We start from the raw sequence: 15,909 nt of genomic DNA, 5'->3' as shown, positions 1-15,909 counted from the left end.
ACACCTCCTGACCGACATCGTACCCTAAGAACCGTACACATTGCGTACTTTTACCGTACGGAATGCGTACGGAGGTAAGTCGCGTAGCTGACCCTGCCCCGGGTCACCAGGTCTGCGGTGTTCGTCCTGCGGCGCCCGCACTGAAGTGATCCCCCACGCACCTGCGCGCTTCGTTCCTGCGCTGGCTGCAGGCAGCCGTGGGCGGTACGCTTTTGAGGAAAGTCAACGCGATTGCCTGCGCGCTTTTCGTGAGCCATTGATGTGCAAATATCTCTCGGTGAATGCCGACACGCTCAAAAATTCCGAACAGCACGCAGGTCTATTGTGGTCAGATTTCAGACCAGACGTGCCAATCCCGGACGTGCGGCGTTAGCAACTTGACGTTCGACCAGCAATGGGACTCACATGGGCTGGCTCACCTTCGGATACTTCGTATCGTATATTCCCTACGCCATGCTGGTGAAGGCACTGGCCAGTGGCGTGACTCCGCTGTCGCCCCAGCCGATCAGCGGCTACGAGATGCTGCCCGCGTCCGTCCTCGGGCAGATCGCCGCGATGATGGTCTTCCTGGGCGTGTCGGGTCGGTGGCGGCACATGCGCCGGAGCGGGATCGGCGGGCGCCGGATCCCGGCGGCGGGGCGGGAGACGCTGACTGCCGGCTTCTTCACCTCGCTCATCATCGGCGCCACCACGATGAATTACACCTTTGTCGGCGTCTCGATCCTCTTCATGCTGTTGATGATGCGGGGCGGAGTTCTCATTCTCTCCCCCTTGATCGACAGAGCGGGCAATCGTCCGGTCATGAAACATTCCTGGCTGGCGCTGTTCCTCAGTGGGGTAGCGGTTTCGGTTGCTCTCGGCGATGTGAACAGTTACCACCTCACACCGGCCGCTGTGCTGAGTGTCCTCGTTTACCTCGTCGGCTACCTGGGTCGGTTCAAAATCATGGGTCGCGTCGCCAAGAACGGGATTGTCGCGACGGACCGGCGATTCTTCGTGGAGGAGCATGTCGCGGCACCGGTCTGGCTGGCCGTGCTGCTGGGCGCGGGAGCGCTGGCCGGGCAACCGCAACTGGGCGCGGGTTTCACCACGTTCCTGGGCACGCCTGCGGCGTTGGGGGCAGCGGGGATCGGAGTGGCCTACGAGGTGCTGTTCGTCTTCGCTTCGATGATCTACCTCGACCGGCGCGAATACACCTGGGGTGTGCCGGCCTGGGCGTTCGCCAGCCTGATGTCCGGCCTGGTCGCCTCCTTCGCGCTCGCATGGCTGGCCGGGCTCCCGCCTCCCGGGAACAGCCAGCTGATCGCGCTCGTGTTCGGGGTCGGAGCCGCCGCGGCCCTGTCCTGCCCGTCGGCCGTCCTCTGGTGGCGCACCCGCGGCACCGGCGCGGCATGCCGGGTGCTGTTCGTCTGCGGTGGGAACACGTGCCGCTCGCCCATGGCGGAGGTCATCGCATGGGCCGAAGCCGCGGAGGCGGGCGTCGCACACGCCTTCCGGTTCTCCAGCGCGGGACTGGCGACGCCGATGCCCGCGCGGGCGATGGCTCCCGGCGCCCGGTCCGCGCTTGCCGAACTCGGCCTGCGACGGGTGCCGGGCCGGGGAAATCCCCGCCGTCACCGTGCTCGCTCGCTCACCCTGGAACTGTGCCGGGTCAGCTCCGTCATCTACTGCATGACCCGGGCCCATCGGGACGGGGTGATCGCCATGGCGCCCGAAGCCGAGGCCCGTACCCTCCGGCTGGATGCGAACCATGACATCCCCGATCCGGAGGGGCAGTCTCCGGAGGCGTACCGTCGGTGTGCCGAGCACATCCAGCGCTCCGTGCGCGGCCGCCTGTGCGAGCTGGCCGAGTCCTCCGGCGCCTGCGGCACCACTCCGGGACGGGGGTGAGGCAGGAATGCCAGTGACGCTAGCGACGAACGGATACGGGGCCGCCCCCGGGCGGCGGGCCCGGCTGGTGGCGGTGGCCGCCGAACCGGAGGACCTGACTCCCCGTTCGCTGCGCGGCCTCGAAGGAGTCGCCGACGAACTGGAAGTCCGGGCCGATCTGATCGGCGACCCCGATCCGTCCCGGCTGCGTCGGCACTTCGGAGGACAGCTGACCTACTGCCTGCGCTCCGCGCGACAGGGTGGCCGCTCGGTTGCCGGTCCGGTGGAACGGCGCACCCGGCTGCTGCGTGCGGCGGACCACTATGAACTGGTCGACCTCGAAGCGATGGACGACGTGCAGCCGGAACTGCTGGCGGCCGTCCCCGCCCGGCGGCGGCGTGTCTCCTGGCACGCGTCCGGGCATGGGGGGAGGGCCGAGGGGCGCTGTCGAGCGGGGCTGGGGGAGGCATCAGGACGGCTCAGGGAGCGGTTCGCCGCGATGTCCGCCGTGCCGGCGGCCCTGTACCTCCTCGCGCCGCCTGCGGGCGGAGGACAGTACGGGTCTGCCGCGCCGCTGCTGCTCACCGGGCTCGGGCGTACCGACGTGACGGCGTTCGCGTCCGGTCCGGTCGGCATGTGGACCCGGGTGCTGGCGCCGTGGCTGGGGGCACCCGTCGTCTTCGGACGGGTCGGTGCAGCGCAGGGGGAGGACGGTATGCCGAGTGTGGGCCGGCTCCTGGCCGACTACGGCCTTCCCGCGTTGCCGCCGCTCAGCGGCCTTTTCGGCATTGCCGGGCGTGCGCCGGGAGAGTCGTTGTCACCCCGGCTGCACAACGCGGCGTTGCGGGAACTGCGGCTGCCCGCGCTGTACCTGCCCTTCCAGGTGGACAGGTTTTCCCGGTTCTGGCAGTGGGGTTTCGACTTCGGGTCGCTGGCCGGGATCCCCCTGCACGGGCTGACCGTGACCGCCCCGCACAAGGAGAGCGCCCTCCACGTGGCTGACGTCGCCGACCCGGAGGCGCTGGGATGCGGTTCGGCCAATCTGCTGTGGCTCGACCAGGGGCGCTGGCGGGCGGCCACCACCGACGCCGTCGGTGCCCTGCGCCCCCTTGCCCTGGGTGGAATCGACCCGAGCGGCCGTACGGCCGCCGTCATCGGTTGCGGCGGCGCCGGACGGGCCGTCGCCTGGGCCCTGCGCGAGGCCGGAGCCAGGGTGACCCTGGTCAACCGGGGGATCGCGCACGGTCTGGAAGCCTCCTCGCGGCTCGGGCTTCCCTACATACCGCTGTCCCGGTTCTCCCCGGCCGGGTACGACCTGCTCGTGCATGCCACGCCCCTGGTGGAGCGGGAGCCGTTCCCGGTTGCCGCGGCCGACACGGACGCGGTGGTGTTGGAGATGGCCTACCGCGATCCGCCGACCGCGCTCACACGCGCCACCCGTGCTCGCGGGCTGATCGGCATCGACGGCTGGCAGGTCCTGTTCGTCGAGGTGCGCGAGCAGTTCAGGCTGATGACGGGCCATCCGATGCCCGACGCGCTGCCGCTGCGGTCCATCTGCTTCGGATCGGCCGAACACTCCGCTGTCCACGGCCTCACCGCATCAGGGGGACCGGCACGGGCACACCGCACGGGGCGGGAGGCACCATGACGACCCGTGCGACGTCCTCGTCCGGACCGCCCACCGCCCGCCTGCCGAACGTGACACGGCACTTGGAGGCTACCTCCACATGACTTACGACCTGCCCCGCGCCACCGGAGCTGTCCGCAGCCCGGCGACCGGAGACGACCAAGCTGTTCTCGCGACCGCGGCCGAGCTCGCCACGGACAAGTTCGCCCCCCGCGCTGTGGAGTACGACCGCGAGGCCGTCTTCCCCGCCGAGGATTTCGACGACCTGTTCTCCAGCGGTCTTCTGGGCGCCACCGTGCCGCGGGAATACGGAGGTCTGGGCTACGGCCCTCAGCAGCGCCACACCCTGCCCCTGTGGGAGATGACCACCACGCTGGCCAAGGCGGATCTGTCACTGGCCCGCTGCTGGGAAGGACACACCAACGCACTGGCACTGATCGACGCCCTGGCCACCCCGGAGCAGAAGCGACGCTGGTTCGCGGGCGTGGTGGAACAAGGGGAGAAGTGGGCCGCCTGGAGCGGCGAACCCCAAGCTCCGAAGCCGGGCGAGAGCCTTCGCTTCGGCACCACGCTTGTCCCCGTCCGCAACGGCTGGGTCCTCCGTGGCAGCAAAGCGTTCGCCACCGGTGCCACCGGAGCACAGTGGGCGATCCTGCTCGTCGATCCGGAAACACCCGGCGGGGCCCGCCAGACCACCCCGGGGGCCCGCGAGAGGCTCCTGCTGCTGGCCTGCGACCTGTCCGATCCGACCGTGACCGTGGATGCTTCCTGGTGGGACCCCGCCGGCATGCGTGCGACGGTCAGCCACGCGGTGCGCTTCCACGACACCTTCATACCGCGCGAGCATCTCGTCGGAGGTCCCGGCAGCTACTTCGAGGGGCAGTGGCAGACCGTGTTCGTGCCCCATTACGCGGCCAGCTTCCTCGGCGGCGCCCTCGCCGCGTATGAGTACGGGATCGCGTACCTGAAACGACAGGGCAAGGGCGGTGACCCGTATGTGCAGCAACGAGTGGGCAGCATGGCGGTCAACGTCGAGACCGGGCACCTCTGGCTGCGCCACGTCGCCGGTCTGTGGGACGAGGGCAGGGACGACGAGGCCCGAATCGCGGGCGCCAGAGCCTGGCACACCATCGCGCATCTGGCACAGGAAACGGTGCATCACGTCATCCAGGCCTGCGGCGCCAGGAGCCTGATCCGCCCGAGCCCCGTGGAGCGGGTCCTGCGCGACCTGACACTGTACGAACTCCACGACAACGCCGATCACGTTCTCGCGACCGTGGGCCGTGCCGTGCTCGGCGAGCAGTACGACCTGTCCTTCCACAGGCTCTGAGCAAGGCAGCGCTTCATGCACTGGGCGGTATCGCTGCCCGGAGTTTCCCGGCCCCGGCAGGAGTCAGCACCGCGCTCTGCCCCAGCCGGACATGGCCTCACCTGTCATTGATCGCGGAGAGCCATGCCGTGTCCTCCGGGCCCGGCGCGTCGGGGTCGGGAGCGGGCAGCCGGCGCACCTCGCCCGATCGCAGGGCGACCGTGGCCCGTGGCCGCATCGGCCCGTCGCCCCTGCGTGAGAGCAGGACGACTTCCCAGACTGTCGCCGTCATGGCGCCGAGCCGGGTGGCGCAGTCGGCGGTGACCCGCCGCGGATCGCGGGTCCGGCCCAGGGACAGATGGGGGGTGAAGTCCTCGGCGGGCCCACCGCAGCGCGGGAACCGCTGCCGCAGTGCATGGTGCAGGTCCGCCCATGGCGCCTTGCCGGCTGCCGCCGGGTCGAGCCACACGGTGAAGTACGCCCTGTGGCGGAAGGTGCGCACTCCGTCGAGCCGGGCGGTGAAGACGGGCGTCTCGGCCGTCGCCGCGGCGAGCAGTGGGGCAGCCCGCTCGAAGTCGGACTCCGGCACGAAGCCGAAGAGCACATTGACGTGCGGCGGCCAGCGGTGGATCTGCGGATCGTAGTCCTGGCGGACGTCCTGGATCGGCGGCCACAGTTCCGCGGGCGGGATCCAGGCCACGGCCGTGCGGGGCGTCGGGGCCAGGTCGAGGACGCCGACGTGCCCGCCCATGCGGGACCCCGTGTCGCGGCTCGGGTCCGCTCGAGCGTCACGCACCCGGCCGGCGCCCGACGCGTCGATGCGGTCCACGCCCGTGGCCCGGTCCCAGACCACCTCGCCGTCCGCCTCGATGAACACCACCCGGTGCCACGGGATGTCGCCCCCGGGCACGAAGGAGGACAGCGGGATGCGCTCGACGCCGTCCCCGCGCCGGCTGATCCCCAGCACGAACCGGGCCGGGTCGAACCGCGGGTCCCAGCGGATCCGGTAATAGATCTCGTCACTGGTTCGCATCACGCCTCCTCCCCCGCCATCCCACCTCGTCTTCCTCCAGGGTGCCGCCCGGGCTGAGGTCTCGAAGCCGTCGGGCAGGTCCTCCTCGGGGTTGCGTCACTTGTCGGCGCCGACCGCCCGGATCTCCTTGCAGCGCGGGCGCTCGCGCAGGGCCTGGAAGACACACCTCTCGCAGGCGCGGCGCGCACCACCCGCGCTGTGCCCGGCGCGCCGACGGTGACGGCGAGCTCCACCATCCAGTCCCTGTGGACGACGCCGTGAATCGAGCTGTTGCCCGAGCAGCCCGGCGGCCGCGCAATCTCAGTCGTCCACCGCCACAGCCAGGAACGGAACGTCATCATGGCCGAACTGGCCGGATCCGCTGTCGTGCGCGCCCTGCAAGGGAACTGCGGGCCACGGCCCCTCAGGGTGGGAGCGCCTCGGGGGCCGTGAGGCTTGATCAGGTCGAGTCCGTGCCCCGAAGTCCACGGCCTTGCGGACGCCGCCGCCCGGCTGGTGCGTCGGCGCCATCCTGTGCTTCAGCCGATGCTCGCGCTCGGCCGTGCCTGACGGAGGCAGAGGCTGAGGCGTCGCAGGAATCCGTCGAAGGGCTCGTCCGCGGGCCAGGTCTGGTACGCCGTCATCGTCGCGGCGACGGCGAGGTTCAGTTGCAGCGTCGCGCTCAGGGTGTCCGACGGTGCGGCGCGGGATGCCACCCACTCCCTCAGGTCGGTGAAGAACTGCTCGCCGAAGCTCTGCGCGGACTGGGCGAACACGGGCGACTGCGCTTTCAGGCGGCGCTGCAGCGGCATCCGTTCCCGCAAGCCCTCGCAGAACCCTGTCAGGATCGCGGTCAGTGAATCCCACAGCGGCTCGTCCGCCGGACGGGCGCCCATCATGTCCTGCCACGCGAGCCGCCCCTCGGGGTCCTGGTCGAGGAGCACCGCGTCCTTGCCGGCGAAGTAGTTGAAGAAGGTGGCGCGCGAGACGTTCGCGGCGGCGGCGATCTGCTCGACGGTCGTGGCCTCGTAACCCTGCTCGTCGAACAGCCGCAGCGCGGCGGACTGGATCCCGCGCCAGGTCGCCAGCTTCTTGCGCTCCCGCAGACTCATGGGTTCTTTCACGCCTCCCATCCTAAGGGTCGATTTCTGGACGAGTGTATTTTTAGACGAGTCTAAGTTTCTGGGTTACGGTGAGAGCGGACCCCCGGGGACGGCTCCGGAGGCCTGACCGTGGGGAGAAGTCATGAGCAAGGTCTGGTTCATCACTGGTACGTCCCGAGGGTTCGGCCGTGCGTTCGCCGAGTCCGCGTTGAAGCGGGGCGACAAGGTCGCCGCGACCGCCCGGAAGGTGGAAGCGCTGGACGACCTGGTCGCCGCATACGGCGAGGACGCGGTGCTCCCGCTGACGCTGGACGTCACCGACAAGGGGGCCGTTGCCTCCGCGGTCGCAGCCGCGCATGAGAAGTTCGGCCGGCTCGACGTCGTGGTCAACAACGCCGGCTACGGCCTGTTCGGCATGGTCGAGGAGGTCGGCGAACAGCAGCTGCGCGACCAGATGGAGACCAACCTCTTCGGCGCGTTCTGGGTCACCCAGGCGGCCCTGCCGATCATGCGTGCACAGGGCAGCGGCCACATCGTGCAGATATCGTCCGTCGGCGGCGTCGCCGCGTTCCCGTCGCTCGGCGCCTATCACGCGTCCAAGTGGGCGCTCGAGGGATTCAGCGAGGCCCTGGCCCAGGAAGTCGCCGGTGCCGGGATCAAGGTGACCATCGTCGAGCCGGGCGGCTTCAGCACCGACTGGGCCGGCTCCTCCGCCACGCGCGCCACGCCGAACCCCGCCTACGACCGGGTCCGCGAGGCCGTCACGGCACGCTTCGGCGACGCCCGGTACGCCGACCCTGCCGACGCCGGTGTGGCTCTGCTGCAGATCGTCGATGCCGACACTCCGCCGCTGCGCGTGTTCTTCGGCACCGAGCCGATCGAGATCGTCGAGCCGCTGTACGCCCAGCGCCTTCGGACCTGGGCCGACTGGCAGCACGTCTCCCGCACCGCCCAGGGCTGACCCCGCGCCCCTCACCCGCCGCAGTAAGACAAGAAGGACTCCCCCCTCAAGTCCAGCGGCCGGGGTGTCAGGCCGCCGTGGTCATGGGGCCGGGTGGTGCGGGAAGCGGACGCGAGACACCCTGGCCGCGGTCAGCGGACGAAGTCGGGCGCTGTCGTGTCGGTGAGCCGCGGGTCGGGACTGCCAGCGGCCATGGAGAGGGCGCCCCTGACCATCCGGATGAGCTTGAGCAGGCCGCTCGGCCTGCTCCTGTCCACGCCCGCGACCAGTTGCTTGAGGACGCTCAGCTGATCGAAGTAGATCCGCTCGGTCACGAGGTTCTCGTCCTCGTCGAAGATGAAGTACGCGTTCATCCGCGTGCGATGAGTGGCGCCTGTCGGCGGGATCCTGCCGAGAGGGCCGAGGTGTGTGCCCAGAAGCCAGAACTCCACGATGACGGCGTCGACGCTGTGACGGAACGCAATGATCTCGTGACGTTGGTCGGGGAAGGCGACGCGCGTGTCGTCGTAGTAAGCACGCACTTCGGCATCGCCTTCGTGCACCTGCATCGACGCGATGAGTTCGTAGTGGGGATGCGGAAAGGTGGACAGGGTGGCGTCCCAGTCCTGTGCGACCTCGTCGCGGAAGTGGTCGAGGACGAGCTTCTCCCGGGCGCGAAGCACGGGCTCATCGGGAAGTACGAACCGGTTCACAGCAGTTGCCCTTTGCCTTGTTTTGATCGGAAGCGCACGTAAAAACGCAGTCCGTCGCTGTCCGTTCCTTCGCCGACGAGTGCCGTAGGACGGAGAACCGCAAGGAGCGGAGCCCGACACCGACCGTGGCGAAACCCACGTTCAACGGGAGGAGAACGATCACGGCGCAAGTCTCCACGCCCCGTCAAGGTGAAATACCTTGAATCTGACGGACGCTCGACTGCCCCAAAGGTTCGAGCGGCCGACGATGGTCGAACCACTGGATCAGCGCCGCCGTACACGGACTCCGCACGGGCGCTGCTGGAGCAGGCCGCGAAAACCCGCGAGAACCGACAGTGACCTTCTGTCATTCTGCTTGCCATGTCCGCACGAAATCGAAGACTGCCCCGGCACCGCGCCTGGCCCCTGACCACCACCGACATCAACGAGTGTCTCGGCCCTTACCTGAGCCGCGTCAAGGAGCTGCGGTTCCTCACGGGGCATGGCAGCGGGACCATCGTCCTGGGAGCAAAATGCACGAATGGATCACGCAGGCCATCGCCGCCGACGAGACCTGGCAGCTGACCGATCACCAGCACTACTGGCGGCTCACCGACGGCCACCTCACGCACCGCGACGAACCGTGAACCGAGCCCGGGCAACAAGGCACTCCCCAACGTCAGCGAGCTCCAAGACCAGGCTGTGGACGGTGAAGTGGTCGGTGACAAGCTCCGGTAGGCGACCAGCCGGCCCTACACCTCTCTCCTCACCGCGGTGAGGACGAGCCAGCCCGCTGCGGCGCCGACCGCGTACCAGAGCAGGTCGGGCGGGTTGAAGGTGGAACCGAGCACGAGGCGGGCGACGGCACTACGCCGGGAGAGCTCGGCCAGCACCTCGCTGAGCTGCAGGAACTCGATCCCCCAACTGATGGCCAACGCGCTTGCGGCGGCCGTCAGAGGCGTCACCCGCGGCGCCACCAGAACGACGAGGGTCAGGAGCAGCACGGTGTACAGCGCGTCTCCACCGTACTTGCCGACGCTCCCCGCCGTGACGGCCCTGAGTCCCAGCCCCGCGGCGACTGTCAGCACCGCGGCCGCGGCCGCCGCCAGGCGGATCCGTACCGGGGCGGCGGCGCCTGCGGCGCGGTCCTGGGTTCTTGGGAGGGAGGGCACAGAGTCATACTGCCGGATGTCCCATGCGCGACGCAGCGGCTCCCCCTCGGCCGCGATCGGCGGTGCCTCCCGTACGTGACATACCCATTGACGCTCCCTTTCCCCTTCACTACCTTCCGAGAGCGCTCTCACAATTCATCTACGGCATGCCCCGGACCACTCGTCACCTGTGCTGCTGCGAAGCGACGTCCGCAGGTCCACGGCGAGGGCAGGGGGCGTCGCGTTGACGGGGAGGCCCCATGACTCCAGTACGAAGGTCCCGAAGGACGGCGAGACTTCTCGCCTTCGGGCAGTCGGCCGCCGCGTTCTCCCTCGCACTTCTCGCAGGCCTCGCCCCGCAGTCGGCGTCCGCCGCCGGCACCGCCGTCACCGCGACCGTCTGCAACAAATACTGCGACGCCCGTGACCCCGCCCTCTCCCCCGGCGACCGCGTCCCGGTCACGGCGGCCGTCTACGGGCGGTCCATCGCCCTCCACTTCGACGACGCCGACGCGATGGGCTGGGCGTCCATCGACAACGGCAACCCGGGCGACGAGGTCTGGCTCGACCGCTCCTTCGACGGCGGCCGCACCTGGAGTTCGGGCAGCAAGCTCGGTGACACCACCGTTCCTTCCGGGCAACGGGGTTGGCGCACGCTCATGTACAACGTCGACGACTGGAACAACCACGGCGTCGGCGCGCTGCGCGCCTGCGGCAAGGCCGGCGACCGCGCCGAGATCGCCTGCACCCCGTGGGCACGCGTCACGTGGAACGCCGGTGACCGGCGAACCGCTGCGGCCACCGGCCTGATGACCTTCTACAACAACTCGACCGGCCTGTTCGACTCCACCGGCTGGTGGAACTCCGCGAACGCGCTGACTGCCGTCATCGACAACATCCGTGTGTCAGGGATGGGCAGTTACTCGTACGCGATCTCCCGCACGTACGACCTGAACCTGAACACGCGAAACGGGCAGTTCCGCAACGAGTACATCGACGACACCGGCTGGTGGGGGCTCGCGTGGATCGCCGCGTACGACCTGACCGGTGACAGCCGCTACCTGAACACCGCCCGCGCCGACGCCGACCACATGGCCGCCTACTGGGACGGCACCTGCGGCGGCGGAGTGTGGTGGAGTACGGCGAAGACGTACAAGAACGCCATCGCCAACTCCCTCTACATCCAGCTCAGTGCCGCCCTGCACAACCGCATCCCGGGTGACACCACGTATCTCGACCGGGCCCGCGCCGGCTGGTCCTGGTTCCAGGGCACCGGCATGGTCAACGGCTCGAACCTGGTCAACGACGGCATAGACCTGTCCACCTGCCGCAACAACGGCCAGGCCGTGTGGTCGTACAACCAGGGCGTGCTGCTCGGTGCGCTCACCGAACTGAACCGGGCGACGGGCGACGGGGCGCTGCTCACCCGCGCTCGGCAGATCGCCGACGCCGCGACCACGACCTCCTCCCTGCACACCAGCGACGGCATCCTGCGAGACCCGTGCGAGAGCGGGGACTGCGGCGGCGACGGGCCGTCCTTCAAGGGTGCCCATGTGCGCGGCCTGGGCAAGCTCAACGCGGCGCTGCCGGACCATCCTTACACCGCCTATCTGCAACGCCAGGCGGACCGGGCCCGCACGAGCGACCGGAACGCGCTCGACCAGTACGGACTGCGCTGGTCGGGACCGGTCGACAAACTGGACGCGGCACGTCAGCAGAGCGCCCTCGACCTGCTCAACGCGGCACCTTGAAGCGCTGCCGGAACTGGACCCGCGACCGGTGGAAGCGGTGGATGTGACGTGCAACTGACAGTCAGGATCGCCCCACCACCGTCTTCCGAAGCGGACTTGACCGGACGTCGACCCGGTCTTGTGAACTCGCGTCCGGGTCGACGTCGAAGCTGAAGCCGACTATGGGAACGGGGACCATGAAGACTCTCCGAGGTCTGTACGCCGCCGTTGTCTTCGCCCTGTCCGCGGTCCTGGCGGCCGCGATCTCACTGACCTCCATCGGGCCGGCCCAGGCGAGCCAGACGCCGCTGCGTGCGGCGGACCCGAGTGTGATCCGTGTCGGAAGCACCTACATCTCCGTGCAGTCGACCGGCGCGGGCATCGCCGTCCGGCAGGCCGCGTCGACGGACGCGCTCGCATGGGCGCCCGCCCGGCAGGTCTGGTCGGACACTCGTGGCCGCGGTGAGGTCTGGGCTCCCGAGCTGGTGACAGACGGTGGCCGCTATTACATCTACTTCACGGCCGGCGTCGGAGCGAACCACCGTATGTTCGTCATCAGCTCAGCCTCTCCGGACCGCGGGTACACGGCCGAGACGCAGCTTGCCCTGCCGGACGACAAGTGGGCGATCGACGGGACCATGTTCACCTTCTCGGGGCAGCGCTGGTTCGTCTGGTCGGGATGGGCGGGCGACAGTAATGTCGAGCAGAACCTCTACATCGCCCGGATGAACAACCCGACCACGCCGACCGGTGCGAGGTACATCATCTCGCAGCCGCGGGAGAGTTGGGAACGGGCCGTCGGCAACCCCTTCATCAACGAGGGTCCGGAAGCCATCAAGGACCCCAACGGCCAGTTGCACATCGTGTACTCCGCCAACGGCAGTTGGAGCGACCAGTACTGCCTGGCCGACCTGAGGCTGCGGTCCGGCGGTGATCCCACGTACGTGTGGGACTGGTACAAGTCGAACGGCTGCCTGTTCGGTTCCAACGCCGCCACAATGATGCATGGTTGGGACCCGACCCTCTACGTCAACGGTCCAGGGCACCACAGTTTCGTCCTGCTCAACGGCGACATCGCCACCAGCCCGCCCGCGGGCCCGACGTTCCCCTTGATGTTCCACGCGGTCGCGAAGGGAACGCCGTACTCGTGGGACAACCGCTACTGGCACACGGGCACCTTCTGCTGGTGGGGCGGGGCAACCTACAGCCGGGCCAACGTCCCCGGACCGAACACCGACACCGGATGGGGTCTGAAGTTCTTCGAGTAGAAACCTCGGGAGAGCGTCTGCTGTTTGGGGGCGGTTCTCGTTGACAAAGCCACCGCACCGACGCCAGGGCCGTCTGTGGCATTCACACCTCCGGACTGCCCCCGATTTCGACCCTGCCGAACCCCTGACCCGAGTAGGCGGCGGCCGTGCGGCGCAGAACCCGCAGCTCTCCACCGGCGGCCGGATGCTGTTGCGGCCGAACCCGTCGACGAGCGCTTGACGGGTTTCGAATATCGATAGGCAGAATACGGGAAGCGCGCCTGAGCTGGATTGTCGATCGTCGATGTGTGACTTCGTTCCAGGAAACGACCCGTCCCCGTGGCGTCGCCGATCCGCCCGGACACTGGCGCCGGATGCGGGTGTGGGCCACCGCCCACGCCGTCGACGACTTCTACCAGGACCTCGTGCCTGCCGCCGTCCCCTACTTCGTGCTGGAGCGGCACTTCGGCTAGGTCGAGGCCTCCGGGCTCGCGCTGGCCGCGACGCTGGGCAGCGCGCTGCCCCAGGTGCCGATCGGCCTGCTCGCCGACCGGCACCGGCTGCGGTGGATGTCGCCGCTCGGGATCAGCCTGGCGGGCATCGGGGCGGGCCTGTCCGGCCTCGTGCCCTCCTATCCGCTGGTGTTCGCGCTGCTGCTGCTCGCCGGCGTCGGCATCGCGATGTTCCACCCCCCTACCGGGCGTGACGCCCGCCGCGCGGCCGGGGGCAGCGCCACCGCGATGAGCTACTTCGCGGCCGGCGGAAGCGTCGGCTTCTTCATCGGACCGGCGCTGGTCACCCCGGCCCTGGACAACCTCGGGATCGGCGCGACCCCGCTGTTCATCCCTCCGGCCGTCCTCATGGGCTTCGTACTGCTGCGCCACCTGACCGCACGTCGAACGCCGCGGCCAAGAAGCTCCGGCACCACGGAAAGGACCAGCCAGGACGGTTCGCAGCTCTGACCGCGGTCGAGATCGTCCGTTCCACGATCTCGACCGGCCTGAACACCTTCATCTCCCTGTACTGGATCCGCCACCTCGGCGCCGGCAGCGGACTTGGCGGCATCGCTCTGACCCTCGAACTCGGCGGCGGCGTGCTGGGCACGCTGCTCGGCGGACGGCTCGCCGACCGCATCGGCATGGTCCGCACCGTTCAGATCGGCAACGCCGCCATGCTTCCGGCCTTGTGGCTCATGCTGGCCTGCGACAACAAGTACGCAGCCCTCCCGTCGGCCCTGCTCGTCGGCCTCATCTCGAACATCCCGTTCGCCGTCCTCATCAAGCTCGGCCAGGACTATCTGCCCAGCCGGCCCGGGACCGCCGCCGGGGTCACCCTCGGCCTCGCGATGAGCGCCGGAGGCCTGTTCATGCCCGCCACCGTCACCGACACCGCCCACGCCTGCGGATGGGCCTCGACCAGCGCCTTCGTCGGCATCTTCGCCCAGGCCATGCGCACCACCCCCGGTACCTACCGTACAGGCGTGCTCAACCAACAGGAAGACGGTCATGTGGCGGGTCGGGCTGGGGTTCTGTCTGCGCCTTGACTGGTACAGACCAATACGGTTGAGTGTGTGGCTCACACCCCCCACCACGGTCGGCCCCGCGCCCCCCATCCGGTTCCGACGGCACGCGCACAAGGCTCGCTCCGTCCAGCCCGCGCCGGGTACGACCGTTCTCCGTCAAGGAGTTGATTCCGTGTCGAGGCGTCGTATCTCCGCGGTCGTGACCGCGCTCGCCCTCTCCACCGCCGTACCGGTGCTGGTGCCGACCAGCAGCGCGTCCGCCGCCACCTGTTCGAGCTACCCGAGCTGGGTGGCCGGCAGGGCGTACGTCACCGGTGACATCGTCCGCTACACGGACGGCAAGGCGTACATCGCTGAACACGACAACCCGGGCTATGACCCGGTCATCAGCACCTGGTACTGGAGGCCGTACAACTGTGACAGCGGCAGCGGCACGCCCGTCGGCAACTTCGTTGTCTCCGAGGCCCAGTTCAACCAGATGTTCCCGAACCGCAACGGCTTCTACACCTACAGTGGCCTGACCGCAGCGCTCAACGCCTACCCCGGTTTCGCCAACACCGGCGGCGACGAGACCAAGAAGCAGGAGGCAGCCGCTTTCCTCGCCAACGTAAGCCACGAGACGGGCGGACTGGTTCACGTCGTCGAGCAGAACACCGCCAACTACCCGCACTACTGCGACTGGAGCCAGTGGTACGGCTGCCCCGCCGGACAGGCGGCCTACTACGGGCGCGGCCCCATCCAGCTCAGCTGGAACTTCAACTACAAGGCCGCGGGTGACGCGCTCGGCATCGACCTGCTCAACAACCCGTCGCTGGTGCAGACCGACGCCTCCGTGGCGTGGAAGACGGGCCTCTGGTACTGGAACACCCAGTCCGGGCCCGGCAGCATGACCCCGCACAACGCCATGGTCAACGGCGCGGGCTTCGGCCAGACGATCCGTTCCATCAACGGTTCCCTCGAGTGCGACGGCAGGAACCCCGCCCAGGTGCAGAGCCGTGTGACCACGTATCAGCAGTTCACGCAGATTCTGGGCGTGTCGGCGGGCGCCAACCTGTACTGCTGACCCGTTCCCGGTGTGCGTGAATCGTCCCCGGGACCTCGGATCGGGAGCATCGCGCACGGACACCGGGACAACCGGTTGACGCGATCGGGGGCCGCATCGGCTTCGGCATGATGCGGCCCCCACCTGTGACACCCCTGTGACCGGAACTGTGAGCTCCATCGCACACGTCTGGTTGGTGCCTTGATGAGATGACCGCATGCCCAAACCCGTTTCCCTCCACCCGGTTCTCACCACGACCGCCCCTTTCCTGTCGGCTATCGCTGCGGCCGCTCTGCTACTCACGGCCTGCGGCGCGGAGCATGCGGGTGCCGGGAACACCGGTGCCGACGCGGCCGCGCCCCAAGGCGGCAGCATGCGGATCGACGATCCGGGCAAGGACGGCGTACGGATCACGTCGCTGACCCTGCCGTCGGTCGCTCCCTCGCCCACTCGCAGCTACTCCGGCTCCGCCGACGGGCTCACCACGGGATCGGACTCGGGCATCTCCGCCGCCTATGAGGTCGCCAATGAGAGCACCGAGCCCCTGACCTACACGGTCATCTTCACCTTCTTGACTTCCTCCCCCGCCTTAAGGCGGGGGATTCCTACGGCTCGCGCCGTGGGGTTTCCTGCTTCGTCGCCGACTGCCCGCCCGGAGTGCTCCG

Annotated in this window: 13 protein-coding genes and 2 pseudogenes; 11 read left to right on the top strand and 4 right to left on the bottom strand. The window is 68.8% G+C overall.

Annotation, left to right across the window (positions count from 1 at the left end):
• The first annotated feature begins 405 nt into the window (after positions 1–405).
• From ACIOWN_RS33155 to ACIOWN_RS33145, 3 genes are all read left to right on the top strand, one after another.
• The gene (locus ACIOWN_RS33155) at positions 406–1,890 is read left to right on the top strand and encodes a hypothetical protein (protein ID WP_362357597.1); all 1,485 of its coding nucleotides are present in this window, start codon (positions 406–408) and stop codon (positions 1,888–1,890) included.
• A 13-nt stretch (positions 1,891–1,903) separates the two neighbouring features.
• Positions 1,904–3,517: a hypothetical protein gene (locus ACIOWN_RS33150; RefSeq protein WP_362357595.1), complete on the top strand. Its 1,614-nt coding sequence runs from the start codon at positions 1,904–1,906 to the stop codon at positions 3,515–3,517.
• 79 nt (positions 3,518–3,596) lie between these two features.
• Positions 3,597–4,826: an acyl-CoA dehydrogenase family protein gene (locus ACIOWN_RS33145; protein ID WP_362357593.1), complete on the top strand. Its 1,230-nt coding sequence runs from the start codon at positions 3,597–3,599 to the stop codon at positions 4,824–4,826.
• Positions 4,827–4,953: 127 nt separating this feature from the next.
• On the opposite strand, the pseudogene ACIOWN_RS33140 reads toward ACIOWN_RS33145, so the two are convergent.
• Both ACIOWN_RS33140 and ACIOWN_RS33135 read right to left on the bottom strand, forming a co-directional pair.
• Positions 4,954–5,838 (bottom strand): annotated as a pseudogene (locus ACIOWN_RS33140) (RNA repair domain-containing protein); the annotation flags it as partial.
• A gap of 518 nt (positions 5,839–6,356) precedes the next feature.
• On the bottom strand, positions 6,357–6,941 hold the full coding sequence (locus ACIOWN_RS33135) for a TetR/AcrR family transcriptional regulator (protein WP_401984284.1): 585 nt from the start codon (positions 6,939–6,941) through the stop codon (positions 6,357–6,359).
• 121 nt (positions 6,942–7,062) lie between these two features.
• On the opposite strand from ACIOWN_RS33135, the gene ACIOWN_RS33130 reads away from it, so the two are divergent.
• Positions 7,063–7,881: an SDR family oxidoreductase gene (locus tag ACIOWN_RS33130; protein WP_401984283.1), complete on the top strand. Its 819-nt coding sequence runs from the start codon at positions 7,063–7,065 to the stop codon at positions 7,879–7,881.
• Between the two features lie 131 nt (positions 7,882–8,012).
• Here the strand turns inward: ACIOWN_RS33130 and ACIOWN_RS33125 are convergent, their stop codons facing one another.
• Both ACIOWN_RS33125 and ACIOWN_RS33120 read right to left on the bottom strand, forming a co-directional pair.
• Positions 8,013–8,543 (bottom strand): ester cyclase, encoded by a 531-nt coding sequence (locus ACIOWN_RS33125; RefSeq protein ID WP_401984281.1) that lies wholly within the window; start codon positions 8,541–8,543, stop codon positions 8,013–8,015.
• Positions 8,544–9,304: 761 nt separating this feature from the next.
• Complete coding sequence (locus tag ACIOWN_RS33120) at positions 9,305–9,724, bottom strand: DUF2809 domain-containing protein (protein ID WP_362357587.1); 420 nt, start codon at positions 9,722–9,724, stop codon at positions 9,305–9,307.
• 239 nt (positions 9,725–9,963) lie between these two features.
• Between ACIOWN_RS33120 and ACIOWN_RS33115 the strand changes: the two genes are divergently transcribed.
• From ACIOWN_RS33115 to ACIOWN_RS33085, 7 genes and pseudogenes are all read left to right on the top strand, one after another.
• The gene (locus tag ACIOWN_RS33115; protein WP_362357585.1) at positions 9,964–11,454 is read left to right on the top strand and encodes a glycoside hydrolase family 76 protein; all 1,491 of its coding nucleotides are present in this window, start codon (positions 9,964–9,966) and stop codon (positions 11,452–11,454) included.
• 176 nt (positions 11,455–11,630) lie between these two features.
• Positions 11,631–12,701, top strand: coding sequence for a glycoside hydrolase family 43 protein (locus ACIOWN_RS33110; protein WP_401984279.1), 1,071 nt, complete (start codon positions 11,631–11,633; stop codon positions 12,699–12,701).
• A gap of 287 nt (positions 12,702–12,988) precedes the next feature.
• Positions 12,989–13,153, top strand: coding sequence for a hypothetical protein (locus ACIOWN_RS33105; protein WP_362352027.1), 165 nt, complete (start codon positions 12,989–12,991; stop codon positions 13,151–13,153).
• A 54-nt stretch (positions 13,154–13,207) separates the two neighbouring features.
• On the top strand, positions 13,208–13,642 hold the full coding sequence (locus tag ACIOWN_RS33100; RefSeq protein WP_362352024.1) for an MFS transporter: 435 nt from the start codon (positions 13,208–13,210) through the stop codon (positions 13,640–13,642).
• Positions 13,639–14,223 carry a hypothetical protein gene (locus ACIOWN_RS33095; protein ID WP_362352060.1) on the top strand — a complete coding sequence of 195 codons (585 nt, stop codon included), beginning with the start codon at positions 13,639–13,641 and terminating at the stop codon, positions 14,221–14,223. Before ACIOWN_RS33100 ends, ACIOWN_RS33095 begins: the two co-directional genes overlap by 4 nt.
• A gap of 151 nt (positions 14,224–14,374) precedes the next feature.
• Positions 14,375–15,265 carry a glycoside hydrolase family 19 protein gene (locus ACIOWN_RS33090; RefSeq protein WP_362352021.1) on the top strand — a complete coding sequence of 297 codons (891 nt, stop codon included), beginning with the start codon at positions 14,375–14,377 and terminating at the stop codon, positions 15,263–15,265.
• 352 nt (positions 15,266–15,617) lie between these two features.
• Positions 15,618–15,909 (top strand): annotated as a pseudogene (locus ACIOWN_RS33085) (hypothetical protein); the annotation flags it as partial.

The sequence above is a fragment of the Streptomyces sp. NPDC087787 genome, from assembly GCF_044743035.1.
Taxonomy (GTDB): domain Bacteria; phylum Actinomycetota; class Actinomycetes; order Streptomycetales; family Streptomycetaceae; genus Streptomyces.
Note: the sequence above shows the minus strand (reverse complement) of the source record. Positions and strands in the feature narration are given on the sequence as shown.

Excerpts from the sequence above, each read along its gene's own strand:
- ACIOWN_RS33155 (WP_362357597.1), top strand. The coding sequence starts at position 406 with ATGGGCTGGCTCACCTTCGGATACTTCGTATCGTATATTCCCTACGCC.
- ACIOWN_RS33145 (WP_362357593.1), top strand. The coding sequence starts at position 3,597 with ATGACTTACGACCTGCCCCGCGCCACCGGAGCTGTCCGCAGCCCGGCG.
- ACIOWN_RS33130 (WP_401984283.1), top strand. The coding sequence starts at position 7,063 with ATGAGCAAGGTCTGGTTCATCACTGGTACGTCCCGAGGGTTCGGCCGT.
- ACIOWN_RS33115 (WP_362357585.1), top strand. The coding sequence starts at position 9,964 with ATGACTCCAGTACGAAGGTCCCGAAGGACGGCGAGACTTCTCGCCTTC.
- ACIOWN_RS33110 (WP_401984279.1), top strand. The coding sequence starts at position 11,631 with ATGAAGACTCTCCGAGGTCTGTACGCCGCCGTTGTCTTCGCCCTGTCC.